General features: G+C 46.4%; 19 protein-coding genes. 11 read left to right on the top strand and 8 right to left on the bottom strand.

Annotated elements, in window-relative coordinates; translation table 11 throughout:
- Nucleotides 1-12 precede the first annotated feature (12 nt).
- The 4 genes from CDZ87_RS06835 to CDZ87_RS06820 are packed head-to-tail and all read left to right on the top strand — an operon-like array spanning nt 13 to nt 3,446.
- Nucleotides 13-951, top strand: coding sequence for a metal ABC transporter solute-binding protein, Zn/Mn family (locus CDZ87_RS06835; RefSeq protein WP_422641443.1), 939 nt, complete (start codon nt 13-15; stop codon nt 949-951).
- Nucleotides 951-1,685 carry a metal ABC transporter ATP-binding protein gene (locus CDZ87_RS06830; RefSeq protein ID WP_100752808.1) on the top strand — a complete coding sequence of 245 codons (735 nt, stop codon included), beginning with the start codon at nt 951-953 and terminating at the stop codon, nt 1,683-1,685. The genes CDZ87_RS06835 and CDZ87_RS06830 overlap by 1 nt, the downstream gene beginning before the upstream one ends.
- Nucleotides 1,685-2,560 (top strand): metal ABC transporter permease, encoded by an 876-nt coding sequence (locus tag CDZ87_RS06825; protein ID WP_100752806.1) that lies wholly within the window; start codon nt 1,685-1,687, stop codon nt 2,558-2,560. Before CDZ87_RS06830 ends, CDZ87_RS06825 begins: the two co-directional genes overlap by 1 nt.
- 16 nt (nt 2,561-2,576) lie before the next feature.
- Nucleotides 2,577-3,446, top strand: a complete 870-nt coding sequence (locus CDZ87_RS06820) for a metal ABC transporter substrate-binding protein (RefSeq protein ID WP_100752804.1) — start codon at nt 2,577-2,579, stop codon at nt 3,444-3,446.
- A 124-nt stretch (nt 3,447-3,570) separates the two neighbouring features.
- Here the strand turns inward: CDZ87_RS06820 and CDZ87_RS06815 are convergent, their stop codons facing one another.
- The gene (locus CDZ87_RS06815) at nt 3,571-4,296 is read right to left on the bottom strand and encodes a DUF3581 domain-containing protein (RefSeq protein ID WP_100752802.1); all 726 of its coding nucleotides are present in this window, start codon (nt 4,294-4,296) and stop codon (nt 3,571-3,573) included.
- A 256-nt stretch (nt 4,297-4,552) separates the two neighbouring features.
- Between CDZ87_RS06815 and CDZ87_RS06810 the strand changes: the two genes are divergently transcribed.
- Nucleotides 4,553-5,821 (top strand): O-acetylhomoserine aminocarboxypropyltransferase/cysteine synthase family protein, encoded by a 1,269-nt coding sequence (locus CDZ87_RS06810; protein WP_100752800.1) that lies wholly within the window; start codon nt 4,553-4,555, stop codon nt 5,819-5,821.
- Nucleotides 5,822-5,875: 54 nt separating this feature from the next.
- On the opposite strand, the gene CDZ87_RS06805 is transcribed toward CDZ87_RS06810, so the two are convergent.
- Together CDZ87_RS06805 and CDZ87_RS06800 are read right to left on the bottom strand one after the other, a co-directional pair.
- On the bottom strand, nt 5,876-7,408 hold the full coding sequence (locus CDZ87_RS06805) for a bifunctional GNAT family N-acetyltransferase/carbon-nitrogen hydrolase family protein (RefSeq protein ID WP_100752798.1): 1,533 nt from the start codon (nt 7,406-7,408) through the stop codon (nt 5,876-5,878).
- A gap of 56 nt (nt 7,409-7,464) precedes the next feature.
- Nucleotides 7,465-8,346 carry a LysR family transcriptional regulator gene (locus CDZ87_RS06800; protein WP_100752797.1) on the bottom strand — a complete coding sequence of 294 codons (882 nt, stop codon included), beginning with the start codon at nt 8,344-8,346 and terminating at the stop codon, nt 7,465-7,467.
- 111 nt (nt 8,347-8,457) lie between these two features.
- Here CDZ87_RS06800 and CDZ87_RS06795 point away from each other — a divergent pair, with 111 nt between their 5' ends.
- Complete coding sequence (locus CDZ87_RS06795; RefSeq protein ID WP_100752796.1) at nt 8,458-9,315, top strand: MBL fold metallo-hydrolase; 858 nt, start codon at nt 8,458-8,460, stop codon at nt 9,313-9,315.
- Between the two features lie 48 nt (nt 9,316-9,363).
- On the opposite strand, the gene CDZ87_RS06790 is transcribed toward CDZ87_RS06795, so the two are convergent.
- A complete protein-coding gene (locus CDZ87_RS06790; protein ID WP_100752794.1) occupies nt 9,364-10,122 on the bottom strand; it encodes a 1-acylglycerol-3-phosphate O-acyltransferase in 759 nt (252 codons plus the stop codon).
- Between the two features lie 411 nt (nt 10,123-10,533).
- Here CDZ87_RS06790 and CDZ87_RS06785 point away from each other — a divergent pair, with 411 nt between their 5' ends.
- The 3 genes from CDZ87_RS06785 (at nt 10,534) to CDZ87_RS06775 (ending at nt 14,055) form a co-directional block, all read left to right on the top strand.
- On the top strand, nt 10,534-12,888 hold the full coding sequence (locus CDZ87_RS06785; protein WP_100752793.1) for a S8 family serine peptidase: 2,355 nt from the start codon (nt 10,534-10,536) through the stop codon (nt 12,886-12,888).
- Nucleotides 12,889-12,897: 9 nt separating this feature from the next.
- Nucleotides 12,898-13,236 (top strand): ATPase, encoded by a 339-nt coding sequence (locus CDZ87_RS06780; protein WP_100752792.1) that lies wholly within the window; start codon nt 12,898-12,900, stop codon nt 13,234-13,236.
- Between the two features lie 102 nt (nt 13,237-13,338).
- Nucleotides 13,339-14,055, top strand: coding sequence for a DUF429 domain-containing protein (locus CDZ87_RS06775; RefSeq protein ID WP_100752791.1), 717 nt, complete (start codon nt 13,339-13,341; stop codon nt 14,053-14,055).
- A 17-nt stretch (nt 14,056-14,072) separates the two neighbouring features.
- On the opposite strand, the gene CDZ87_RS06770 is transcribed toward CDZ87_RS06775, so the two are convergent.
- On the bottom strand, nt 14,073-15,053 hold the full coding sequence (locus CDZ87_RS06770) for an L-threonylcarbamoyladenylate synthase (RefSeq protein WP_100752936.1): 981 nt from the start codon (nt 15,051-15,053) through the stop codon (nt 14,073-14,075).
- Between the two features lie 304 nt (nt 15,054-15,357).
- Nucleotides 15,358-15,786, bottom strand: coding sequence for a VOC family protein (locus CDZ87_RS06765; RefSeq protein ID WP_100752790.1), 429 nt, complete (start codon nt 15,784-15,786; stop codon nt 15,358-15,360).
- A gap of 806 nt (nt 15,787-16,592) precedes the next feature.
- Here CDZ87_RS06765 and CDZ87_RS06760 point away from each other — a divergent pair.
- Nucleotides 16,593-17,492, top strand: coding sequence for a homocysteine S-methyltransferase family protein (locus CDZ87_RS06760; protein ID WP_100752789.1), 900 nt, complete (start codon nt 16,593-16,595; stop codon nt 17,490-17,492).
- The gene (locus CDZ87_RS06755) at nt 17,479-19,002 is read left to right on the top strand and encodes a BCCT family transporter (protein ID WP_100752787.1); all 1,524 of its coding nucleotides are present in this window, start codon (nt 17,479-17,481) and stop codon (nt 19,000-19,002) included. Before CDZ87_RS06760 ends, CDZ87_RS06755 begins: the two co-directional genes overlap by 14 nt.
- A 236-nt stretch (nt 19,003-19,238) precedes the next feature.
- Here the strand turns inward: CDZ87_RS06755 and CDZ87_RS06750 are convergent, their stop codons facing one another.
- A complete protein-coding gene (locus CDZ87_RS06750) occupies nt 19,239-19,721 on the bottom strand; it encodes a helix-turn-helix transcriptional regulator (RefSeq protein WP_100752786.1) in 483 nt (160 codons plus the stop codon).
- Nucleotides 19,706-21,067 (bottom strand): type II toxin-antitoxin system HipA family toxin, encoded by a 1,362-nt coding sequence (locus CDZ87_RS06745; RefSeq protein ID WP_172953556.1) that lies wholly within the window; start codon nt 21,065-21,067, stop codon nt 19,706-19,708. The genes CDZ87_RS06750 and CDZ87_RS06745 overlap by 16 nt, the downstream gene beginning before the upstream one ends.
- Nucleotides 21,068-21,069: the final 2 nt, after the last annotated feature.

Below are 21,069 nucleotides of genomic sequence, written 5' to 3'. Positions count from 1 at the left end.
GCGTCAACAGAGATGATAGTCACTATGCTCAAACGCGCTCTATCCCATTGTTTTTTCACTTTTAACGCTTTATTGATGGTCTCTTTTAGCAGTTTTGCCACCGATAAGCTCAGCATTGGCGTTACTTTGCAACCTTATTACAGCTACGTCAAAGCGGTAGTGGGTGACAAAGCCGAGATAATTCCCCTTGTCGATGCGGGATTCAACCCTCACAACTATTTACCGCAACCAAATGATCTGAAAAGACTTAATCAAATGGATGTGATAGTGGTCAATGGTGTCGGTCATGATGATTTTGCCATCAAGGTCATTGAGGCCGCTCAGCGTGATGACCTTGTGGTGATTTACGCCAATAAAGAGGTGCCGCTACTGCCTGCCATGGGCCAATCGGTCGGCAAAGGTGCCGTCAATCCGCACACCTTTGTCGGATTGTCGACCACGATTCAGAAGGTTTACACCATTGCCAGCGAGCTGAGTAAGCTTGACCCGGATAACGCGACTTTTTATCGTCATAATGCCCGTCGTTACGCCAAAATATTTCGCCAACTCAAGCGTGACGCGATGTTGTCTTTAGGTGAACTCAATACCGCAGGCATGAAAGTAGCGACCACGCACAATGCTTACGGTTATATTTTGCAAGAGTTCGGTGTTGATGTGGCGACCGTGATAGAGCCTGCCCATGGCGTCGAGCCAAGTGCAAGTCAGTTGCAAGCGACTATCGAGAAGATCCGCGCTGCTGGTATTGACGTGCTGTTTTATGAATTGAATATGCCCAATCGCTTTGTCGATACCATTGAAGCGGCGACGGGGGTTCAGTTATACCGCTTCTCACACATGACACACGGTGAATACCAAGCCGACAAAGTAGAAGTAGAAATGCGCGCAAATGTCGCAACACTGATTGAAGCGATGAAGTTTGTTGCGAGCCAACCTGCGCAGGAGAAGGCGTAATGTCCGGTCCATCGATTTCTCTTGATGGGGTTACTCTGCGATACGGCGATAACTTAATTTTGCAGCAGATCCACACTCAGTTCGAAGCCGGTCAGTGTCACGTGCTCATGGGGCCTAATGGCGGAGGCAAGACTTCTCTACTGCGTTCGGTATTAGGGCTGACGCCATTTACTGGCGAGATAGCGATTCACTGGCCAGATCCAAACCAGACTCAGCAAGCGGGTAGAGTGGGGTATGTACCGCAAAAAGCCATGTTTGAAGCGAGCTTACCGATGACGGTCAGTGACTTTGTGCTGCTCAATCAAACTCGAATTCCGCTGTTTTGGCGACGTAAAACTTCGCAGGCTCAACGCGCGTTAGCTCAGTTAGAACGAGTTGGTATGGCTGGCCGTTGTGATCGTCGTATGGGGCAGCTTTCGGGCGGAGAGCAGCAACGAGTGTTGTTTGCTCAGGCTCTGCTTGATGACCCCGACTTACTGGTATTAGATGAACCAACGACTGGGATGGATGAGCAAGGCGTACGTTACCTAGAAACGCTGATTCATCAAGTGGTCGCCGAGGGCAAAACGGTGTTGGCGGTACATCACGATGTGACGGCTGTGCGCCGTTTAGATGCTCAAGTGCATGTGGTGAATCGTCATATTGTGACCTCAGGCCATCATTCGGATGTGTTAAGCCCCGACCGGATTGAATCGTTGTTTAAGCATTACAGCGCCAAAGTGGAGGCAGCATGATGGATTGGTTAAGACAGCAAGCCTTAAGTGGAGTTGAAGCGGGTTGGTTGAGTGACAGCTTTGCTTATGCCTTTATGGTCAATGCGCTTGTGGCGGCACTGATATTGGGGCCACTACTTGGCGGGTTAGGCACACTGGTTATCGCTAAACGCTTGGCGTTCTTTTCTGAAGCCGTCGGGCACGCCGCCCTGACGGGGATTGCCATCGGAGTATTGCTTGGTGAACCCGCAGAAAATCCATTTATTGGTCTGTTCGGTTTTTGCATGATATTCGCATTATTGCTTCATTTCGTGCGTAATCGTACCAATGTACCCTATGACACTCTGGTCGGCGTTTTCCTCGCCTTGGCGCTTGCGGTGGGGGCGGCGCTGCTGATGTACGTGGCTCGTAAGATCAATATCCACATGCTTGAGAATGTCCTATTTGGCTCGATTTTGACCGTGACAGATGGGGATATTGCCATTTTAGCCTTGAGCTGTTTGGTTATTTTATTGGTACTTATTCCGACCTTTAACCGAATTTTACTCACCAGTATTAGCCCAGATATTGCCCGTGTTCGCGGGTTTAACACCCGTTTTTATGACTATTTGTTTGTCATGATGATCACTCTTGTGACCATCGCCGCGGTAAAGATTATTGGCGCGGTGCTGGTGGGGGCGCTGCTGCTTATTCCGGGTGCAACCGCGAGATTACTGACCAAACGCATTGGCAGTTTTGTCTTGCTCTCTTCTTTGCTGGCTACTTTGGCTTGTCTGATAGGGACGCTACTGCCGATGGAGCTTGAATTACCAGTGCCGTCGGGGGCATCGATCATTATCGTCTCTGCGATATTATTTTTAATGGCAACGATTTATCGAATCGTCAATAAAGCTTAAATCTGAGTAGTTAAATATGAATATGAAAACACTGATCATGGTCGCGTGTTATGGAGCCGCCAGCACGTTGGCTCCTTTTAGTTATGCCAACGATATTGTTACCAGTACCCCAGTGACCTATATGTTGTCACAGCAGTTGCTAAAAGGGACGGATATCGACGTTAGCTACTTGCCGCCCAAACGTTACGGCATTGAGCGGCTGACCAACTGGTTTGCCAATAAAGGCCAGCAACACGTTGTTGAAGCGGGAAAACAAGCCACAGTGGCGATTACGTTGCGGGCCATCTGGCCTCAAGACCCGACTTATGTCTATGCGCGACAGGGAAATATTCACCTGATTGAGATTGATGCTTCACAAGCTATTTCTCCACGCGCCCAAGGGGTCGCAGCATTAACCTTAGATCAGGGAGAGATATCAAAATACGTTTGGATGAATCCGACCAATTTAATTCGTATGGCAGCGATCGTCGGTGAAGATCTGCAAAAAGTGTATCCGCAACATCAAGCGACCATCGACATCAATCAGCAAGGGTTATTACTCGCGATACGAACGTTAATCAATCAGCAGCAATCCGCCATTTTTGCCAGACAGATGGATTCTGTGGTGTTGCTTAGTCAAGCGTTAGAAGATTTTGCTGTGGGTAATCAATTGTTTGTGGTTGAGCGTCAATTTAAGCCTCAATTGGAGTGGACTGAGAGCGATAAGCAGGCGCTCAAAGATCGGTTTGAACAAGACCCAACGTTATGGCTGGTGACGGATAAGCGTCTGTCGGCAGAGCTTACCTCGTTAGTGCCCAGTGAACGAATTTTCCAGGTTGATGTGATTGATCGTTGGGGCAGCCAAGGAATTTCATTACAAACGCCTTTGGCACGTTGGCAGCTGTAATTATTAGTTTGGCGACTGTAATGACTCGCTTGATAATTCTAGCACCGGGTTGAGCGAGAGCCAGAAGACGTATTTTAGCGCGTTAAACAACAAGGGCTACCTGATGAGGTAGCCCTTTGGCATTTTAGGCAGCGTTGGCGAACTCGGCCCAAAACGCTTCTTTGCGTTGGTTGAAGCGTTCAACTAAGTCGTCTACGGCCTCTTGATCGTAAGGTTTTAAGCCACTTGCTACCATGCGTTTGAGGCCTTTACCAACCACTTGACCGTTCTCTTTAAACGTAAAGTTAAGCGTTACTAAGCCACGTTTCCCTTCCACATCGAAGGTGGCATTCGCAAACTCAACTTCTGGCTGAGTAAGGTCAAGACGAGTAAATTCGATTTCCATGCTTTCATAGATCACTAATGGGCGTTGGCAGTTGATCATCATCTGCTGCTGTTCCATCAGTGGTACCATGATGTGTGGAAAGTTCATGCCGGAAAACTGCACATAGTTGGTGACCACGTGCTGAATAAACTCAGGGTTATGGCTTACGTCACCTTGACGGGACATGTGGAGGTACTCTTTGCCATTATGATCGACAACCGCACTCTCTTTGTCACACTTGTTGTCAATCGACAACGAGATCCCCTCACTGACCATACCAGAGAAGTCAAAACGCATCTTTTGGCTAATGCCTTCTTTGCTCAGCAAAACGGCAAACAGAAGATCGCCAGGCACGCAGAAGCGTTTACTGTCTTCGTCATGGATAGGGTTAAAGTCTTCCGCAACCTTTTTAGCAAAGTGACTTGCTTGCTGGCGCGTAAACTGAAATTGGTGGTTATCGTGTGAAAAATACGGTGTCAGAAACATACTTATATTCATGTAGCTATAACTGCGGCGAAGTATACAACAAGGATCGGGTCTAAATGGTCTAATCAGCTGGTTTGTTGCCTTTGTCTTGATTGTGAGCAAGTTTTGCTCCGCCGTTGCTGTTATCGCTGGCATAACAAGATGACCCAAATCAGTGTGAAATAACCCACATATTTGCACCTCTGTTCAACAAATCGTCGATAAATGCTGATATCACAGTAACAGACAGAAAACACTATTTACCCAAGGAAGGACGATGAAAGACGAAACCTTATCCATTCATTTTGGTTATCAAACCGACCCAACCACCAAATCAGTTGCTACGCCGATTTACCAAACGGTGGCGTATGAATTTGATAGCGCCCAACACGGTGCAGACTTATTCAATTTAGAAGTCCCTGGTAATATCTATACCCGTATCATGAACCCGACCAACGATGTGCTAGAAAAACGCATGGCGGCCCTTGAAGGGGGCATTGCTGGTTTGGTAGTGAGTGCTGGCAGCGCGGCAATCAACTATGCGATTTTGACCTTGGCTCAAGCTGGCGACAATATTGTTTCTACGCCGCAGCTATATGGTGGTACTTATACCTTGTTTGCTCATATGTTGCCAAACCAAGGTATCAACGTGAAGTTTGCCAAAGACGATAAACCAGAGAGTTTGGCTGAACTTATCGATGAGAACACCAAAGCAGTCTATTGCGAGAGCATTGGTAACCCTGCAGGGAACATCATTGACCTTGAGCGTATCGCCGAGTTAGCCCATCAACAAGGGGTGCCAGTTATTGTCGATAATACTGTTGCGACCCCAGTGCTGTGCAAGCCGATTGAATTTGGCGCTGATATTGTGGTGCACTCTTTGACTAAATATGTCGGCGGCCATGGCACGACGCTTGGGGGGGTGATCATTGATTCTGGTCGATTCCCATGGGCGCAGCACAAAGATCGATTCCCAGTCTTCAATCAACCAGAGCCGTCTTATCATGGTGTGGTATATAGTGAAGCGTTTGGTGATGCGGCGTTTATTGGTCGTGCTCGAACCGTTCCGCTGCGTAATACTGGCGCGGCATTATCACCGATGAATGCGTTTATGTTGTTACAAGGGTTGGAAACGTTGTCACTACGAATGGAGCGCCATACCGAGAATGCCCTCAAAGTCGCCGAATATCTTGAGCAGCACGATAAAGTGAGTTGGGTCAGCTACGCGGGTTTGCCTGAATCTCAATACTATCCGCTCGCGCAAAAGTACATGGGTGGTAAACCTTCAGCGATTTTATCCTTTGGTTTGAAAGATGGTTATGAGGCAGGGGTGCGCTTTTACGATGCGCTGCAAATCTTCAAGCGCCTAGTGAACATTGGTGATGCCAAGTCGTTAGCGTGTCACCCAGCCTCAACCACGCACCGACAACTCAGCGAGCAAGAGCAGAAACAAGCAGGGGTTGCACCAGAGATGATCCGTCTGTCTGTCGGTATTGAACATATCGACGATATTTTGGCTGATTTAGAGCAAGCTCTAAATGCTTAAATAAAGCTTCAAACGAAAACGACGCAGGTTTTCCCGCGCCGTTTTTTTTACTTTTTATTCATTAGGGGTAATGAACGAGCCGTAAATATCGTGACGACGGTGTTTAAGGTTAGTCACCGAGCCCTCAGTGTTGAGCTGCTTAAGTTTGGTCAGATCAACATCGGCAAAGATGATCATTTCAGTATTGGCGCTGGCCTCGGTTAAGGTCGCATCGTGTGGGAAGTAGATGTCCGATGGCGAAAAGACGGCCGATTGAGCATACTGAATATCGACGTTATCGACCCGTGGCAGGTTGCCGACACTGCCGCCGATAGCGACATAACATTCGTTTTCAATCGCTCGCGCCTGTGAGCAAATTCGTACTCGTTGATAACCGTTTTTAGTGTCGGTCCAAAACGGCACAAAGATAATTTGTACCCCTTGCTCTGCCATCATCCGACCCAGCTCTGGGAACTCACTGTCATAACAGATCAATATGCCGATACGACCTGCATCGGTTTCAAATACTTTGACCTCATCGCCGCCATCGATCACCCAATCTTTCTCTTCATGCGGGGTGATGTGGACCTTGTACTGCGCTTCAATATGGCCATCACGCTGAAGCAGGTAAGAGACGTTGTACAGTTTTTCGTCTTCCAATACCGGCACGCTGCCAGCGATGATGTTGATGTTGTAGGTCACCGCCATTTGTGAAAATCGATGTTTAATATCTTCACTGAAGCTGGCGAGAAAGCGAATCGCTTCAACCGAGTTTTGCCCCTCTTGCAGGCCCATTAGTGGCGCGTTAAAAAACTCAGGGAACAGAGCGAAATCCGCTTTGTAGTTAGACAGCGATGAGACAAAAAACTCGGCTTGATCCATCAAGTCATCGAGATCGCGCATCGCACGCATCTGCCATTGCACCACACCAATGCGAACTAAGGTTTTTTCAATGTCGTGCACTGAGTGAATATCTTCCTCGTAAAAGAAGTTATCCCACTCAAGCAAGGTCGCGTAGCCTTGTGATGCATCGTCTTCTGGCAAATAGTTTCTCATCAAACGCTTAACGTCAAAATCGTTGGCGAGCTGGAAGGACAAAATAGGGTCGTGTAATTCACGACGTTTAATTTTATCAATGTACTCAGTCACCGAGAGCTCATCGGCATGCTCTTGATAGTTTGGAATCCGTCCGCCAGTTAAAATGGCTTTAAAGTTTTTGCTGCGACACAGTTCTTTGCGTGCATCATATAAGCGACGACCTAAGCGTAAGCCACGATAGTCTGGGTGGACAAATACATCCAATCCATACATGGCATCGCCTTTAGGATTATTCTGAATGACGTTGTTTGCATTGATGATGTCAGTGTAGACGTGTGGCAGCGAGAAACGGTTGTAATCAACTTTGATCGTCAGAGCCGCCCCAATGATTTTACCATTATCTTCAATACAGATTTGGCCATCAGGAAACTGACGGATCAGATCCATAATGGTACTGCGCGGCCAAGCTCCGCCGACATCGGGAAAAACCAAATTCATTAGTTGGGCGATTTCAGGGTAGTCCGCTTTTTCAATCGTTCTAAGCGAAAGCCTCGTCGTGATGTTGTCCATAACATGGTTCCATTTTTTACGGCAGAAAACTAGCCTAACATAATCAGATGCGATTCTTAATGGTTCTTAAAGTATTGTAATAGAAAGTCGATTAAGGCTCTTACTGGATGAGAAACGTGTTTTCTTGACGGATAGAGTAAGTACATTTTTAACGTGGTTAACTGCCATTCGGGTAATACCCACACTAACTCGCCATTGGCTATCTTTTCGTCAGTCAGATAATCAGGTTGCATTGAAATGCCTAATCCCGCCATAGAGCCATGCAACAAAACGGTGGCTTCGTTGGCCGTAATATCACAACTCACTTCGACTTCTTGCTGTTGTTCGCCTCGACGAAAATGCCAGATATGGCGGCCAAAATTTTTATAGCCTAAACACGCATGTGTGACCAAATCTTGGGGTTTCGCAATCACTGGAAACTGGGTTAAGTAGGCGGGTGAGGCGACTAATTTTGAGTGACACAAAGCAAACTCGCGACCAATCAAGTTCGCGTTTGGCGTATTGGTGGTACGAATGGCTAAATCGACCCGTTCACTGACCATATCGACCGTACGATCTTGAGCGTCAACATCAATTTTTATTCCGGGGTACTGTTGTCGGAATGCTTGCAGTGCAGGCATCAACATTGAAAAGCCAAACGACATACTCACAGAAATTCGCACTAAACCGCGCAGTGCCTGGCTGGGCATTAGTTGTTCTTCCAACTGACTGGCTTGCTCAACCCAGCGCTGCAAGTCTGGCAGTACTTGTTCGCCAGCGCTGGTTAAGGAGACTTTACGCGTGGTGCGCTGAAGCAGTCGTGCACCAAGCCAGTTTTCGACCGCTTCGACATGGCGAGTCACCATAGGTCGAGACATCGCTAAACGATCGGAAGTGGCAGTAAAGCTTTGTGTCTGTGCAACGTCGAGAAGCACTTGTACGGCGGTGAGTCTATCCATCTATCTGCACGTTTTAAGAAATAATAATGCAAATAATAGGCTCTATTTAGAAATAAAACTAGGCATTACTATCTTTAGCGACAAAACAAACTAACCAATTTGGAGCTAACGATGAAAGCCTTAACCACACTTGCACTACTAATGACCACCAGCGCAGCGGTCGCTGATACCGAACTGACTTTTGATGTATATAACGCCGACCACAACAGTTTTAATGTCACTTCAACCTTAGTCATCGGCGAGACACAAAGCTTGTTGATCGATACAGGTTTTACTCGTGCAGACGCACTACGTATTGCAGCGAAAGTACTTGATGCCGGTAAACCGTTGAAAACAATTTTCATTAGCCAAGCTGATCCTGACTACTATTTTGGTGCTTCTGAGTTGCTTAAGCTGTTTCCACAAGCAAGCGTAGTGACTACCGCGGCAGTGCGAGAGGCGATCGCGAAAAAATTAGAAAGAAAAGTCTCGTTTTGGGGGCCAAAAATGGGGTTCAATGCACCGAGTAATCCACAGTTACCCAAACTTGTTGATAGCAATCAACTGACTATTGATGGTGTGAAAATTGAGATCCGTGGTACACAAGGGGTGCTCGCACATCGTCCATATTTATGGGTACCGAGTGAAAAGGCGATTTTGGGTAACGTTGGGATCGTTGAAGGCATGCACGTATGGATGGCCGATACGCAATCGGATCAAGAGGTCAATGCATGGTTAGCTCAGCTTGAAGAGATGCAAGCGCTTAAGCCCAAGTTTGTCGTGCCTGGCCACATGCAACAAGGCGGTAAGCTAGACGCCAGTAGCATTGCTTTTACCCACACTTGGATTGAACGTTTTGTTGCCGCTGAAAAGCGCAGTGCAAACAGTCAGCAAGTCATGGATGCTATGGCGCAGCACTACCCCAACCTCACTGCCAATTTTAACTTAGAGCTTGGAGCGCAAGTTCATATGAAAGAGGTAAATTGGTAACAGTAAATTAACGCGGTATTAGCATTAATGTAGATACCGCGTTGTTGATTATTGACCTGTCGCTATTTGAGTTGTGTCATTTTGCTGCTCGAGCTCGGCGACTTCGGCGTCAAGCTGGGCAATTTTTTTAGTCATTAAAGTGTGACAGTGTTCGGCCAGCGCTCTGGCATCACTCAGCTTAAAATTTGAGACATCAATCGGTTCAAGCATTTCAGTAATGACGATGCCGTTATTGCTGCGGTTAAGATCGAACTTATTGTGGGTACTGCTGACCACCATTGGCGTTATTGGCACACCCGCTTCAATCGCCATACGAAATGCCCCCGTCTTAAAAGGCAGTAAACCACGCCCTTTACTGCGAGTGCCTTCTGGATAAGCCCAAACTGATAAATTGCGCTGATGAATCGCGTCAGCGACCTGTTTGATGGTATCGCGCGCTTTGGATTTATCTTGACGGTCAATCATGATATTGCCAGTAATCCAATACAAAAAGCCAAAAAATGGCACCCAAATTAACTCTTTCTTACCTAAAGTGACCGTGCGTGGTCTGAGCATACCTGGATCCGTGACAAAGTCGTAAACACTCTGGTGGTTAGAAATATAGACACTATTTTCCGGCGTTGGGGCGTTGTGTAAGCCTCGCTGGATAAGCTTAATGCCAACCAACTTATGTAATTGATTAAACCAGCGACAAAAAAAGTAAACGTGTTTTGGGTTGCGTGGGCTAAATAAGCAATAAACGCTAGCAAATAGCGTGGTAATAATAATGAAGATCCCAGCCAATAATAGGCGTAATAAAGCGAGCAAAACAGACTCCTTCGGTTGGAGGTAAGGAACCTAGGCGGTCAACCATGGCTTAGTGCTAGAGTTTTCACTCCATTTAACCAAATTGCAACAACTTTTCGCCATCCTTAGCCATACATCACTGTTTACATGTGCCTTTGTTTAAAGACTGCTATAAGGTTACCTTTAATACCTTTAATACCTTTATTTACTAAATAAGTAATTGCTTCTAAAGGTTTATTTATTATCACTATTGAGAGTTCACTTTTTTAGTAGGATTGGTGATGTTTTGCTAAAAATTAGGATATTTACTCTAGTTGCATTTTGGTTATGTTCTATTCATGCCTTATAGCTAGTCCACTTGAGTCAAGTTGTACAACACGATGAGACCAAGCGTAAAACCAATAAGAATTAGCTCCATAAGGAATAGAGCAGATGCACAACATGATTAGTAAAACCAAGGGGTTGTTTACCCTCTCAATGATCACAGTGGCTATGGGCGGCATTTCCATCGTCAATGCCGAACCCGGTTTGGGCTTTAATGAAGCAGACTTACCGACCAAATACATCGTTAAATTTAAACAAGGTACACCCGCGCCATTTTCCCGATCGGGAGAGCCTGTCATGACTACGAGCGAAGTGAGCGCGTCGGTACTTGAACAGGTAAAAGCACGTAAGATTGAAAAGCTCGGCGCTAAACCGATTTATAGTGTTGAGATGGATGACCAACAGCTCTCATCGTTACGCAGTAACAGCCAAGTAGAGTATGTCGAGGTCGATCCCCCGCGCTTCCTGCTCAGTGAAACTACGCCATGGGGCTTTAATGCCGTTAATGCCCAGTTGCTTGATGATGCCAATGCAGGCAATCGCACGGTATGTATCATCGACTCGGGGTATGATCTGAGCCATAACGATTTAAGCGGCAACCGCGTTGACGGAACCAATGACAGTGGTACAGGGTCATGGAGTTCGCCTGGCAACAATAACGCTCACGGGACTCATGTGGCCGGTACCATCGCGGCGATTGCGAACAGCGAAGGTATTAAAGGGGTGATGCCCAACCAAAATGTTAACCTTCATATCGTTAAAGTCTTTAATGAATCGGGGTGGGGCTACTCTTCAAGCTTAGTTAAAGCCATTCAAACCTGTGCTGAGAACGAGGCAGACGTGGTGAATATGAGTCTCGGTGGTAGCCAATCAAGCCGCACCGAACAAAACGCGTTGCAGTCGCTGTACGATCAAGGTGTGCTATTAATTGCGGCGGCCGGTAACTCGGGGAATACCGCCCACAGTTATCCCGCCTCTTATGACGCAGTGATGTCGGTTGCTGCGGTCGATACTAATCGTGATCATGCTGCGTTTTCTCAAGCCACCGATCAGGTTGATATTGCCGCTCCTGGTGTCGCCGTACTCTCTACGGTGACGGTTGGCGAAGGGGTTTTGTCTGATATTACCATTAATGGCATCAGCAGTTTTGATCGCGGAGTCGTACCGCACAATCGTAAGATCCTTCAATCAGAATCCTACACATCGGCACCTGTTGCGGGCAGCATCACCGCCGCTTTAGCAGAGTGTGATATCTCATCAGGTCGCTACAACTGTGGCGATATGAAAGAGAAGGTGTGTTTAACCGAGCGTATTGAAAACCAAAGAACGGGTGTGCGTCCGGAAATTGATCCGGTAAAAGCGTGTCACGATGCCGGGGCGAAAGCGGCGATTGTCTACAGTAATCAAGCGCTTCCAGGGTTACAAAACCCATTTGTGTTAGATGATAACGACCGCTATCGCATGGTGTCAGTGACGGTTGATCGTGCATTTGGTCAAGAGCTATCAGCTCAAGCGGGCCAAGAAGTGACCGTCTCTACCACAAGTGGAGAAGATTACGAATATTACAATGGCACGTCGATGGCGACACCGCATGTGACTGGAGTGGCTGGCCTTGTTTGGAGTTACCACCCAACTTGTAGCGCCCAGCAAATCCGTAAGGCGTTAACGGCAACGGCGACCGATATTGATGTGCCAGGGCGTGACAACCGTACTGGTTATGGCCTGATTAACGCTGATGCAGCGAAAGCCTATCTCGATAAAGGCTGTAATGGTGATGAAATCAAAGGCAATGTACTAAAAAATGGCGTAGCAACGGCATTACTATCGGGCGAGGCAAACTCCACTCAGCTGTTTACCTTTGACGTTCCTGCCGATACGACCCGTGCAACCTTCAATCTCAATGGTGGCAGCGGTGATGCTGATATGTACGTACGCTTTAACGGCGAACCTACAACGGTCAGCTACGACTGTCGTTCATGGCAAAGTGGCAACCAAGAAACTTGTACCTTAGATGTGACCGGACAAGGTACGTTCCAAGTACTGATTGATGGTTACGAAGCCTACGCTGGTGCGACATTGGTTGCGACGCATAACGGCTCAGAGACAGACGCTCAACCAGCGTCGAGCTACAGCAACACTAATGTGCTAGCCATTCCAGACAATAATGCCGAAGGCGTAAGCAGTAAGATCGTCGTTGATCGTTCAGGCGACGCTGGCGTGGTGACGGTTGAACTGGACATTACGCACAGCTACATTGGTGATCTAAAAGTAACGCTGACATCAGCGAGTGGTGATGAGGTGGTGCTGCATGATAATACAGGTGGTGCTGGAACGGATATTCGTACCAGTTACCAAGTTGACTTCAGCGGCTTTGAAGCTCAAGGTGAGTGGGGATTAAAAGCGGTTGATAGTGTTCGCCAAGATAGCGGCCGCCTCAATAGCTGGTCACTGACGTTTCAATAAGGAGTTGCGATGAAGAAGCGAATCTACACCAGTCTTGGTTGCGTTGCTTTATTGTGCAGCGGAATTGGTGCTTGGAGCTACGCAGATAATCCTGCTTTTCCGCCAATAGACAACCGAACCGAACAGGCTAAGCAGCAACCGAGTCGATTTTTTGTCAAGTATCATTCCGGGGCTGAACAACAAACTAGAGAGCTTCTTCGCCTTCATCAACTTGAGGTGGTGGAAACACTCGAAAAACAGCAAGTGCTGGTGGTTTCTGGCCGTGAAGAGCAAATCAATAAGCTAAGCCAAAGCGAATTGATTGACTACGTCGAGCCAGAACCTATCCGAAGTTTCTACGCTCAGTAACCATTAGCTGACGTAACTAAGTACAAACGCCTCATCTTTGGGGCGTTTTTATTGTCAGCAAAGGCTTTATCATAGGGTCGGTAATGGGGAGTACGAGAGAAAATGAGAGTAAACGGTATTGATGGTTGTAAAGTAGGCTGGGTTATCTGGCATTTGGGCGCCCATGGCCCCGAGTGTCATATTGTTGATCAACTGGAACACGCCGAGCAATGGCTTACCGGCGCGCACAGCTTAATCGATATTCCAATTGGCTTTAGTGATCAACAAACTCCCGATCGATTGTGTGATAAAGCTGCCCGTCAGTTTTTGACTATCAAACGTAGTGCTTCAGTGTTTCCGGTGCCTTGTCGCGACGCGGTTTATGCCGCCAGTTATGAGCAAGCGTGTGAGATTAACGCTCAACAACTGGGCAAAAGGCTTTCTAAACAGAGTTGGTTTATTTTGCCTAAGGTTAAACAAGTGGATGCGCTTTTAAATCAGCAGCCTGATTTAATGATACGTGAGTCTCACCCAGAGGTGGTGTTTGCTGCCATCAACGCTGCGCCTTTACAGCACAGTAAGAAAACGCCCCAAGGTGTCCAAGAGCGTTTAGCGCTGATCAACACCCTTGATCAGTCGTGGTCGAATCGATTAATCACACAGCTCGAAACGACGCCTAAAAAACACGCCAGTAGCGATGATTTAATTGATGCATTTGTGCTGATGTTGATTGCTCAACATTGGCACCAGCTCAGGACGTTGCCGGCAATGCCGGATAGTGATCCACAGGGGCGTGTGCGTGAGATAGTCTATTGGCACAATAAAAACCAGAGCCAATAAGCGATCGTTTTTCGCGGTTAGAGTTTTGACTGCGCGCGATTAAGGCGGTCGTGTACGGCGTACCACGCTTCGTTCATCGGTGGTCGCTCAACCCAAATTTCATCACAACCCCATTGATCGGCCTCATCTAAAGCGCGATATAGGTCATGTGAGTACTGACTAACATCGTTTGACATCGGCTTCGACTTAAACAATGTGTCCTTGTCTAAAGGCGAGTAGTGGAGACAAGCAATATTGTGGAGACAAGCAATATTGCCGCTGTCGGCTTGTTCAATCTCTTCAATACTGACTAAGCGCACTTTGGTATTCGGCTGATAATGGCTAGTGACATTCCCCGGAACCGCTACCGAGTGGGCTTTGGGCGCCTCGACAGGCATGTTCAGTGTTTGTGATAGTTCGGCGGCGCTAATTGGTCCGCTGCGCAAAATTCGAAACGGTTTTTCAGTCAGATCAATGATGGTTGATTCCAGTCCGTGGGCGCAATCACCACCATCGAGTACGGCTGCTATTTTACCGCCGAGCGAGTTCAGAACATGTTTAGCCGACGTTGGGCTGAGCTTTTTATATGGGTTGGCCGAGGGCGCCGCGACGGCCATACCTGATGATTTGAGTAAAGTACTAAAGACATCATGCGCAGGCATGCGTAAGCCGATCGAGTCTAATCCGCCTGTCACCACCGAGGTCGCTTGCGGCGCTTTTTTTAATAATAAGGTCACAGGGCCAGGCCAATAAGCGGCGGCAATCGTGTAGGCTTCTGGCGGGATATCCACTGCCCAGTCGGTCAATTGCTCGACATCACCAATATGAACAATTAAGGGGTGGTTGGTAGGGCGACCTTTGGCGGCAAAGATCTTTTTTACCGCCTCTGGATTCGATGCATCAGCCGCGAGGCCATAGACCGTCTCGGTCGGAATCGCAACCAGCTCACCACGGGCTAATATCTGTTTGGCTTGTTCAATATCTTGGCTGTCGTTAGCAAATAGGTGTTGCGTATTCAATGTCTGTTCCTCGACGGAGCTGGTTGGTTTAAAATCTAGGCCAGCTATTTTAACCATGTTTTTCAAACTTTCGATGATTAATTGCAGTTCTATGCCATCGATTGATGATCTTTGGGGGTGATACGCACTACTTTCAATTGGTTAAGCCGAAGATGAAGGTCACAGTGTCTTTGCTTGAAGCGCAGCGCCTCCAGCTCACAACGAATCAAGGTATCCGGTCCGAGAGATTAGGCACAAGTTTGACGGTAATTTAGCCACTATACGCTTGCTTATTGAGGCATGTAAATGGTCGAAATATCAAAAGCTAGCGCTCAAATCGGACATGAGGTTTGAGCTCTACAACGTTGCCTTCGGGATCTTCAAGGTACACCGAGCGACCAAAGCCTTGCGCGCCATAGCGTTTGGCAAACTCAGAGGTTTTGACTTGGTGCTTAGCAAGATAATCAAGCAGTTCCTCTTCATCAAAGTCTTCAATTTGTAGACAAAAATGGTCGACGTTACGTCCGTCTTGTTGTGGGGCTTTACCGCCCATTTTTCCTAGTTCACCATCTAGTGGCACGATATCAATTAAGGCACTGCCCGCTCGGCACTGAATCAAACCAATATCTTGTTTTTCGCGTTCAACCTGACAGCCCAAAATGGTCTGATAAAAATGAATCATCGCTTCAAGCTGGGTGGTTCGCAGTACCACATGGTCAAGTGCCACTATATGAATCGGATTGCGCCTTAGCATAACGGCTCCTCTTGATTAAAATGTAACTTTAGTATACGACGCAGGATTTGCGAGGATCGCTTGGTGAGAGTGGCGATTTATCGATGACCATTATCTCAATGGAAATAATCGCCAAAAAAATGAGCACATAGAGTGCTCATTGATTTATCACAGCGAATTGAATTAGCTGGCCGAGGCCACTTTAGCCAACGAACCTTGGTACTCTGGGAGTTCACTTCGCAACCCTTTGATCAGGCTGAAACACATCACCAGTAGTACTAAAGTAAACGGCAGGCCGGTTGCGACTACACCTGATAATCAGTGGTTTCGATACTATATTTTTTTGATGCATTTTCCATAAATACAAATTAAACGTTTTTAATATATGTTCATCTCTTGCAAGAAAAACACTAAAACCGCCCTCAATTGTTTGAGTTCAAACTAAAATTTGTGGCGGAAGTATAACTAAATGATGCTTTGTGAGGATTTTTCGCATAATTGGCGATTTAATGACAAAAATTATTGGGTGCCTAAAGGTTTGACATGTAAGTTTTTTTTGAGGTTGTAAATCATTTACAAACGATGGTTGTCAGTTAGTCATACCGCTTTTCGATGTGATGCTACCAAAGGTTGCAGGGTCACTTGAATCCAGAATTATGGACAATTTTCAGATCTTGAAACCTGCATCTCAAGTTGAAGGGTATCGATATTTATTTCCAATCTCTTACCTGAAAAATTTTCATGTTGTGTGTGAAGCTTATTCACTATGATCTTGCTCACAGTATGCTTCAATGCTTGAACCAATAAAGCAGTATGGATACAAGAATATGAGCACATTTACCCTTCTTGATGGCGGTATGGGCCGCGAATTAAAACGTATTGGCGCGCCGTTTTCTCAGCCGTTATGGAGTGCTCAAGCACTGATTGAGTCTCCAGAGCATGTCCGTTTAGCTCACCAGAGCTTTATTGATAGTGGTGCAGAGATTATTACCGTTAATAGTTATGCCTGTGTGCCTTTTCATTTAGGTGATGCTTTATATCGCCGCGATGGCGCAAGGCTAGCTCGTTTAGCGGCGCAGATTGCGGCTGAGGTTGCGCAGCAAGCATCCCATACTGTTCAGGTGGCGGGAGCGATTCCCCCTGCAATGGGCAGCTATCGGCCGGATTTGTTTCAAGCCCAGCAAGCACAAGACGTCACTCAAACCTTGTACACAGCCCAAGCACCTTATGTTGATATCTGGATTGCAGAGACTATCGCCAGTCTAGAAGAGCTGGACATGATTCAAAAGGTACTCAGACAGTCGAGCAAGCCTTGTTATTACGCGTTTACTTTAAAAGACGATAGTGATGTGGCGCAGTTGCGATCTGGTCAGTCGGTATCGGAGGCGGTTGAGCAGGTTTATGCCGCAGGGGGGGCAGGGATTTTATTTAATTGTTCAGTACCTGAAGTGATGGCCGATGCGATTCAGCAAGCGAAAAGAACCCTGAACGGCCGAGACAAAACGTTAGAGATTGGTGTGTATGCTAATAGCTTTGCGCCGATTAAGTCGAATCACACTGCTAATGAAACCGTACAGACGATGCGCGAGTTTAGCGCCCAAGACTATTTAGAGTTCGCCAAACAGTGGTATGGATTAGGGGCAACCGTGATCGGTGGATGCTGCGGCATTACCCCAACTCATATTCGTGCTTTACATGACTGGAGGCAAGCGCTTGAAAAATCTTAATTATGGTTTAGCCTTTCCGGCGATTATTTTGGTATTGACGTTGCTTAGCGTCTCTGCGCTTTATCCTGCCAATTCCCAAGCGATGGCAGGCCAGGCCATGGCGTGGGTGAGTCACTGGTTTGGCTGGTTGGTGCAACTAGCGAGCTTAGCCTTAGTTGGCTTTTTACTCTGGTTAGCCTTTTCAAAACACGGTCAAATTCGCCTTGGCGAGGAGAAAACCGAATACAGCAACTTTTCTTATGGTGGCATGATCTTCACTGCAGGTGTCGGAGCCTCACTGATTTATTGGGCAATTGGTGAGCCAATGTATTATTTACAATCGCCACCTCTATTTGCAGAAGCCAATAGTTATCCAGCTGCGGCTTGGGCTGTGACCTATTCGATTTTCCATTGGGGGATCACTGGCTGGGCAATTTACTGCTTCCCCGCGATTCCTTTTGCGTATGCTTTTTATGTGCAGAAAAGGCGCAGCCTAAAAGTGTCGAGTTTATGTTCATCCGTGGTCGGCAACCATCCGCTGGTCTGCAAAAGTATCGATCTATTGTCGATTTTTGGCACTCTGGCCGCTTTTGCTAGCTCGTTGGCGTTAACGGTGACCTTAGTGAGTACTGGCATTGCCGATCTATTAGACATAAACAACAGCTTGGGCCTCCAAGGGATAATTATTCTGTTGTTTGTCAGCGCATTGGTCGCAGTGATGTTGGTGGGCTTTAATCAAGGGATTAATCAAATTTCAAACTGGACAGTAACACTGGCGATTGTGTTTGCGCTGTTTGTGTTACTGGTTACTCAGCCAGCCTTTATTGTCAATAATTTTACCGATTCATTGGGTGTCATGCTGGATAACTTTTTTAGAATGTCCTTGTGGACCGATCCGGTTCAACAAAGTGGTTTTGCTGAAGGGTGGACTCAGTATTATTGGTTTTGGTATTACGCCTATTTGATCATGATGGGGCTGTTTATTACCCGAATTTCTCGTGGTCGAACCATCCAAGAAGTTATCCTTTATACTCTTTCTATGGGCGCTTTAGGCTGTACATTTTTTATCTCTATTTTTGGTGGTTATGCGTTATGGGCGCAAATGCTTGGCGGCTTACCGATTCAAGATTGGATGGCCGAAGGAGGATTAACCTATGCGGTGGTTTCTTTGATCAAAACATTACCCGGTGGTGGATGGATCCTCGCTTTATTCTTAATCATTCAGTTCTTCTTAATGTTGACCACGATGTCGAGCGCCAGTGTCGCAACGGCGATGTTGACCACTAATCAGCTTGAATTGAACGGTGACCCCGATAATCGAGTCAAACTACTATGGGCGGCTGCCATTGGTTTGATTAGCTTAAGTGTGTTTTTAGCGGGCGGAGGCATTGAGACCATTAAGTCACTATGTGTGGTGGCTGGTCTGCCGATGATGTTTATTTATGCCATTATGCTAAAAGGTTTTTTGCATACGTTAGGTATTATGAAGAAAAGTAGTAGCGCGATTTCGCAGCCAGTTCAGCAGTTATAAAAGCTTACTCCATGAACTTGCCACAATAGTTTATAACCGCATCGGCAGTGATCGCTGTAAGTTGAAGTGTCAAAGACAATGATAGTGCCCGGGTCACCGAAAAGGTGATGGTGGGGGTTACATGACAATCCTACTGAAAAAGGAACTGAACCCGTGTCCATGTATTTCTAATTCATTTAAAAAGATTGAGTTCTTATGACTATTCAATCTAAAACAAGAAAGCTGATACTGAGCATTTACCCAGCCTCACCATCTATTAGTAGCGATTTTAACACATTGGGAGAAGACGGTAGCATTCCGACTTTTAAGCCAAATGGTTTGAATACCTTGTTGAGAATCTCTGTATTGTAGCTGCCCCGATCATTCTCTATATCTGAGAGTGTTTTTCTTGAGACATCGACAAGTCTTGCGAACACATCCTGTTTGAGTCCCAGTATATTAATGCGTAAACTTTTTAACGCTTGACCTTGTGTTAGCTCTCCAAGCAATAAGTGTTTGATGATTTTGTTTGCCTCTGTTTTGCGTTCTGCTGCACTGACTGCTTTGGCGTTTTTTGAGGCTTTTGATCTCGTTGGGGTATTAAGTTGCATTCGCTCTTTGGTCGAATGAGTTGCATTCTTCCCAGTCTTGGCCTGCTGTTGATTTCGGCTTGCTCTTAGGCGAGCCACCGTATCTTGTACGGACTCCTTATTGCTTGGCTTATTCATAGTAGCCCCCATTTAGTGAGTTTTTCTGATATATGATTAAGCCCAACGGCTGGCATCTCCAAGATTTGTTCTGGTGCTCCTCGTAAAGCGAGTCTCTGCTTTAGGCCTACGCATTTACTTGCAGTAATCGCTAGCTCTTTTAATAACACTTCTTTTGGCACCAGATCAGATAAGGTGCCTGCTATTCCGACGAAGTCGTAAGTTCCGCCAACCTCTAGTGGGGCTTTCCATTTTGTTGTTCTTGGAATACCTTCAGGATCAGCTTTCATTGGTGCGAAGTCGTAAACGGGAGCAAGCTTTATGACGCCATCACCTTTTAAGAATGAAGTGTTTCTGCCATGGTTATCACTATTACCAAACAAGATGTTGAGTAGATCTCTCTTCACCCATTCAATGATGAAAGCTTGGGTATCAAACCTATACCCTTGGTGTTTAACCATATGGCTTTCGGTAATTTTTTCTATGAGAGTTCGGATTGTTGTTTCGTGATCAAGAGTGACCCCAGCGCCTTTGTTCAAAATGGAATACACAGATTCCATGCCAAATCTCTCTATTTGTTGATTAGTAATTTGAACATCAAATCGAGGCAGCCATAAGGAAGGGTAGTTTAATCCTTCCTCCAAGCGCATACCGTCGGTGGCGATGGTTTCAACTCCCATTTCAGTTAGCTCGTGGTAGAAGTAGAACTCAGCTCTTAGAATATTACAGTCGATGGTGCTTTTTGAGCCTCTAGGGTACTTTACTAAGTAATGTAAGTCGTGGTTGCTATTGTCATCTTGGTATGGATCAATCCATATTTTTTCGCTGCCAGAACCATGATCGAAACCACATCGGAGGATCAGTTTTGGCGCTTCACCTCCAGCCCCTGTTGCACCACCTGCGGCTGCCCCTCTTTGTTGTGCATAGTCGAGGAAATCACCTGCTCGATTTTTAACATCATCAACAGAGAAGTAGAGGTTGTCTGCTACTTCGTAGCGCTCAGGAAGAGAGTCTTTTACTCTTAAGTTACCAATAGGCGACATTGTGCCAAACTTGAGCAAAACATAGTCTTGTTCATCAGAACTAAGGTCTTCAATATCTAGGTGTTTGACCCAGTATCGTCTACTAGCGCCACTAGGCATAATATCATCTAGAAACGTTAACCATCCAGGTTTACCCATGTCATCAAAAAAGAATGAGACAGGGTGGTTTAGTGACACCGCGTGAAAGTCATCTTTATCGTGATGTTCTAGCGCATAGTCGCTGAGGTAGTTGAGTTCAGTCACTCGGAAATTATGTTGGCTACTTTTAGGGAATGAGATGATACCAATATCTACCCATTCACCTCTGATAAAAGCTTGTACGGTTAGTTCTTCCATCA

This window comes from Vibrio salilacus, assembly GCF_002811245.1.
GTDB lineage: Bacteria > Pseudomonadota > Gammaproteobacteria > Enterobacterales > Vibrionaceae > Vibrio > Vibrio salilacus.
The sequence above is the reverse complement of the archived record's forward strand: the minus strand, read 5'-3'. Positions and strand labels throughout refer to the sequence as shown.

Excerpts from the sequence above, each read along its gene's own strand:
- CDZ87_RS06835 (WP_422641443.1), top strand. The coding sequence starts at position 13 with ATGATAGTCACTATGCTCAAACGCGCTCTATCCCATTGTTTTTTCACT.
- CDZ87_RS06830 (WP_100752808.1), top strand. The coding sequence starts at position 951 with ATGTCCGGTCCATCGATTTCTCTTGATGGGGTTACTCTGCGATACGGC.
- CDZ87_RS06825 (WP_100752806.1), top strand. The coding sequence starts at position 1,685 with ATGGATTGGTTAAGACAGCAAGCCTTAAGTGGAGTTGAAGCGGGTTGG.
- CDZ87_RS06820 (WP_100752804.1), top strand. The coding sequence starts at position 2,577 with ATGAATATGAAAACACTGATCATGGTCGCGTGTTATGGAGCCGCCAGC.
- CDZ87_RS06815 (WP_100752802.1), bottom strand. The coding sequence starts at position 4,296 with ATGTTTCTGACACCGTATTTTTCACACGATAACCACCAATTTCAGTTT.
- CDZ87_RS06810 (WP_100752800.1), top strand. The coding sequence starts at position 4,553 with ATGAAAGACGAAACCTTATCCATTCATTTTGGTTATCAAACCGACCCA.
- CDZ87_RS06805 (WP_100752798.1), bottom strand. The coding sequence starts at position 7,408 with ATGGACAACATCACGACGAGGCTTTCGCTTAGAACGATTGAAAAAGCG.
- CDZ87_RS06800 (WP_100752797.1), bottom strand. The coding sequence starts at position 8,346 with ATGGATAGACTCACCGCCGTACAAGTGCTTCTCGACGTTGCACAGACA.
- CDZ87_RS06795 (WP_100752796.1), top strand. The coding sequence starts at position 8,458 with ATGAAAGCCTTAACCACACTTGCACTACTAATGACCACCAGCGCAGCG.
- CDZ87_RS06785 (WP_100752793.1), top strand. The coding sequence starts at position 10,534 with ATGCACAACATGATTAGTAAAACCAAGGGGTTGTTTACCCTCTCAATG.
- CDZ87_RS06780 (WP_100752792.1), top strand. The coding sequence starts at position 12,898 with ATGAAGAAGCGAATCTACACCAGTCTTGGTTGCGTTGCTTTATTGTGC.
- CDZ87_RS06775 (WP_100752791.1), top strand. The coding sequence starts at position 13,339 with ATGAGAGTAAACGGTATTGATGGTTGTAAAGTAGGCTGGGTTATCTGG.
- CDZ87_RS06765 (WP_100752790.1), bottom strand. The coding sequence starts at position 15,786 with ATGCTAAGGCGCAATCCGATTCATATAGTGGCACTTGACCATGTGGTA.
- CDZ87_RS06760 (WP_100752789.1), top strand. The coding sequence starts at position 16,593 with ATGAGCACATTTACCCTTCTTGATGGCGGTATGGGCCGCGAATTAAAA.
- CDZ87_RS06750 (WP_100752786.1), bottom strand. The coding sequence starts at position 19,721 with ATGGGGGCTACTATGAATAAGCCAAGCAATAAGGAGTCCGTACAAGAT.
- CDZ87_RS06745 (WP_172953556.1), bottom strand. The coding sequence starts at position 21,067 with ATGGAAGAACTAACCGTACAAGCTTTTATCAGAGGTGAATGGGTAGAT.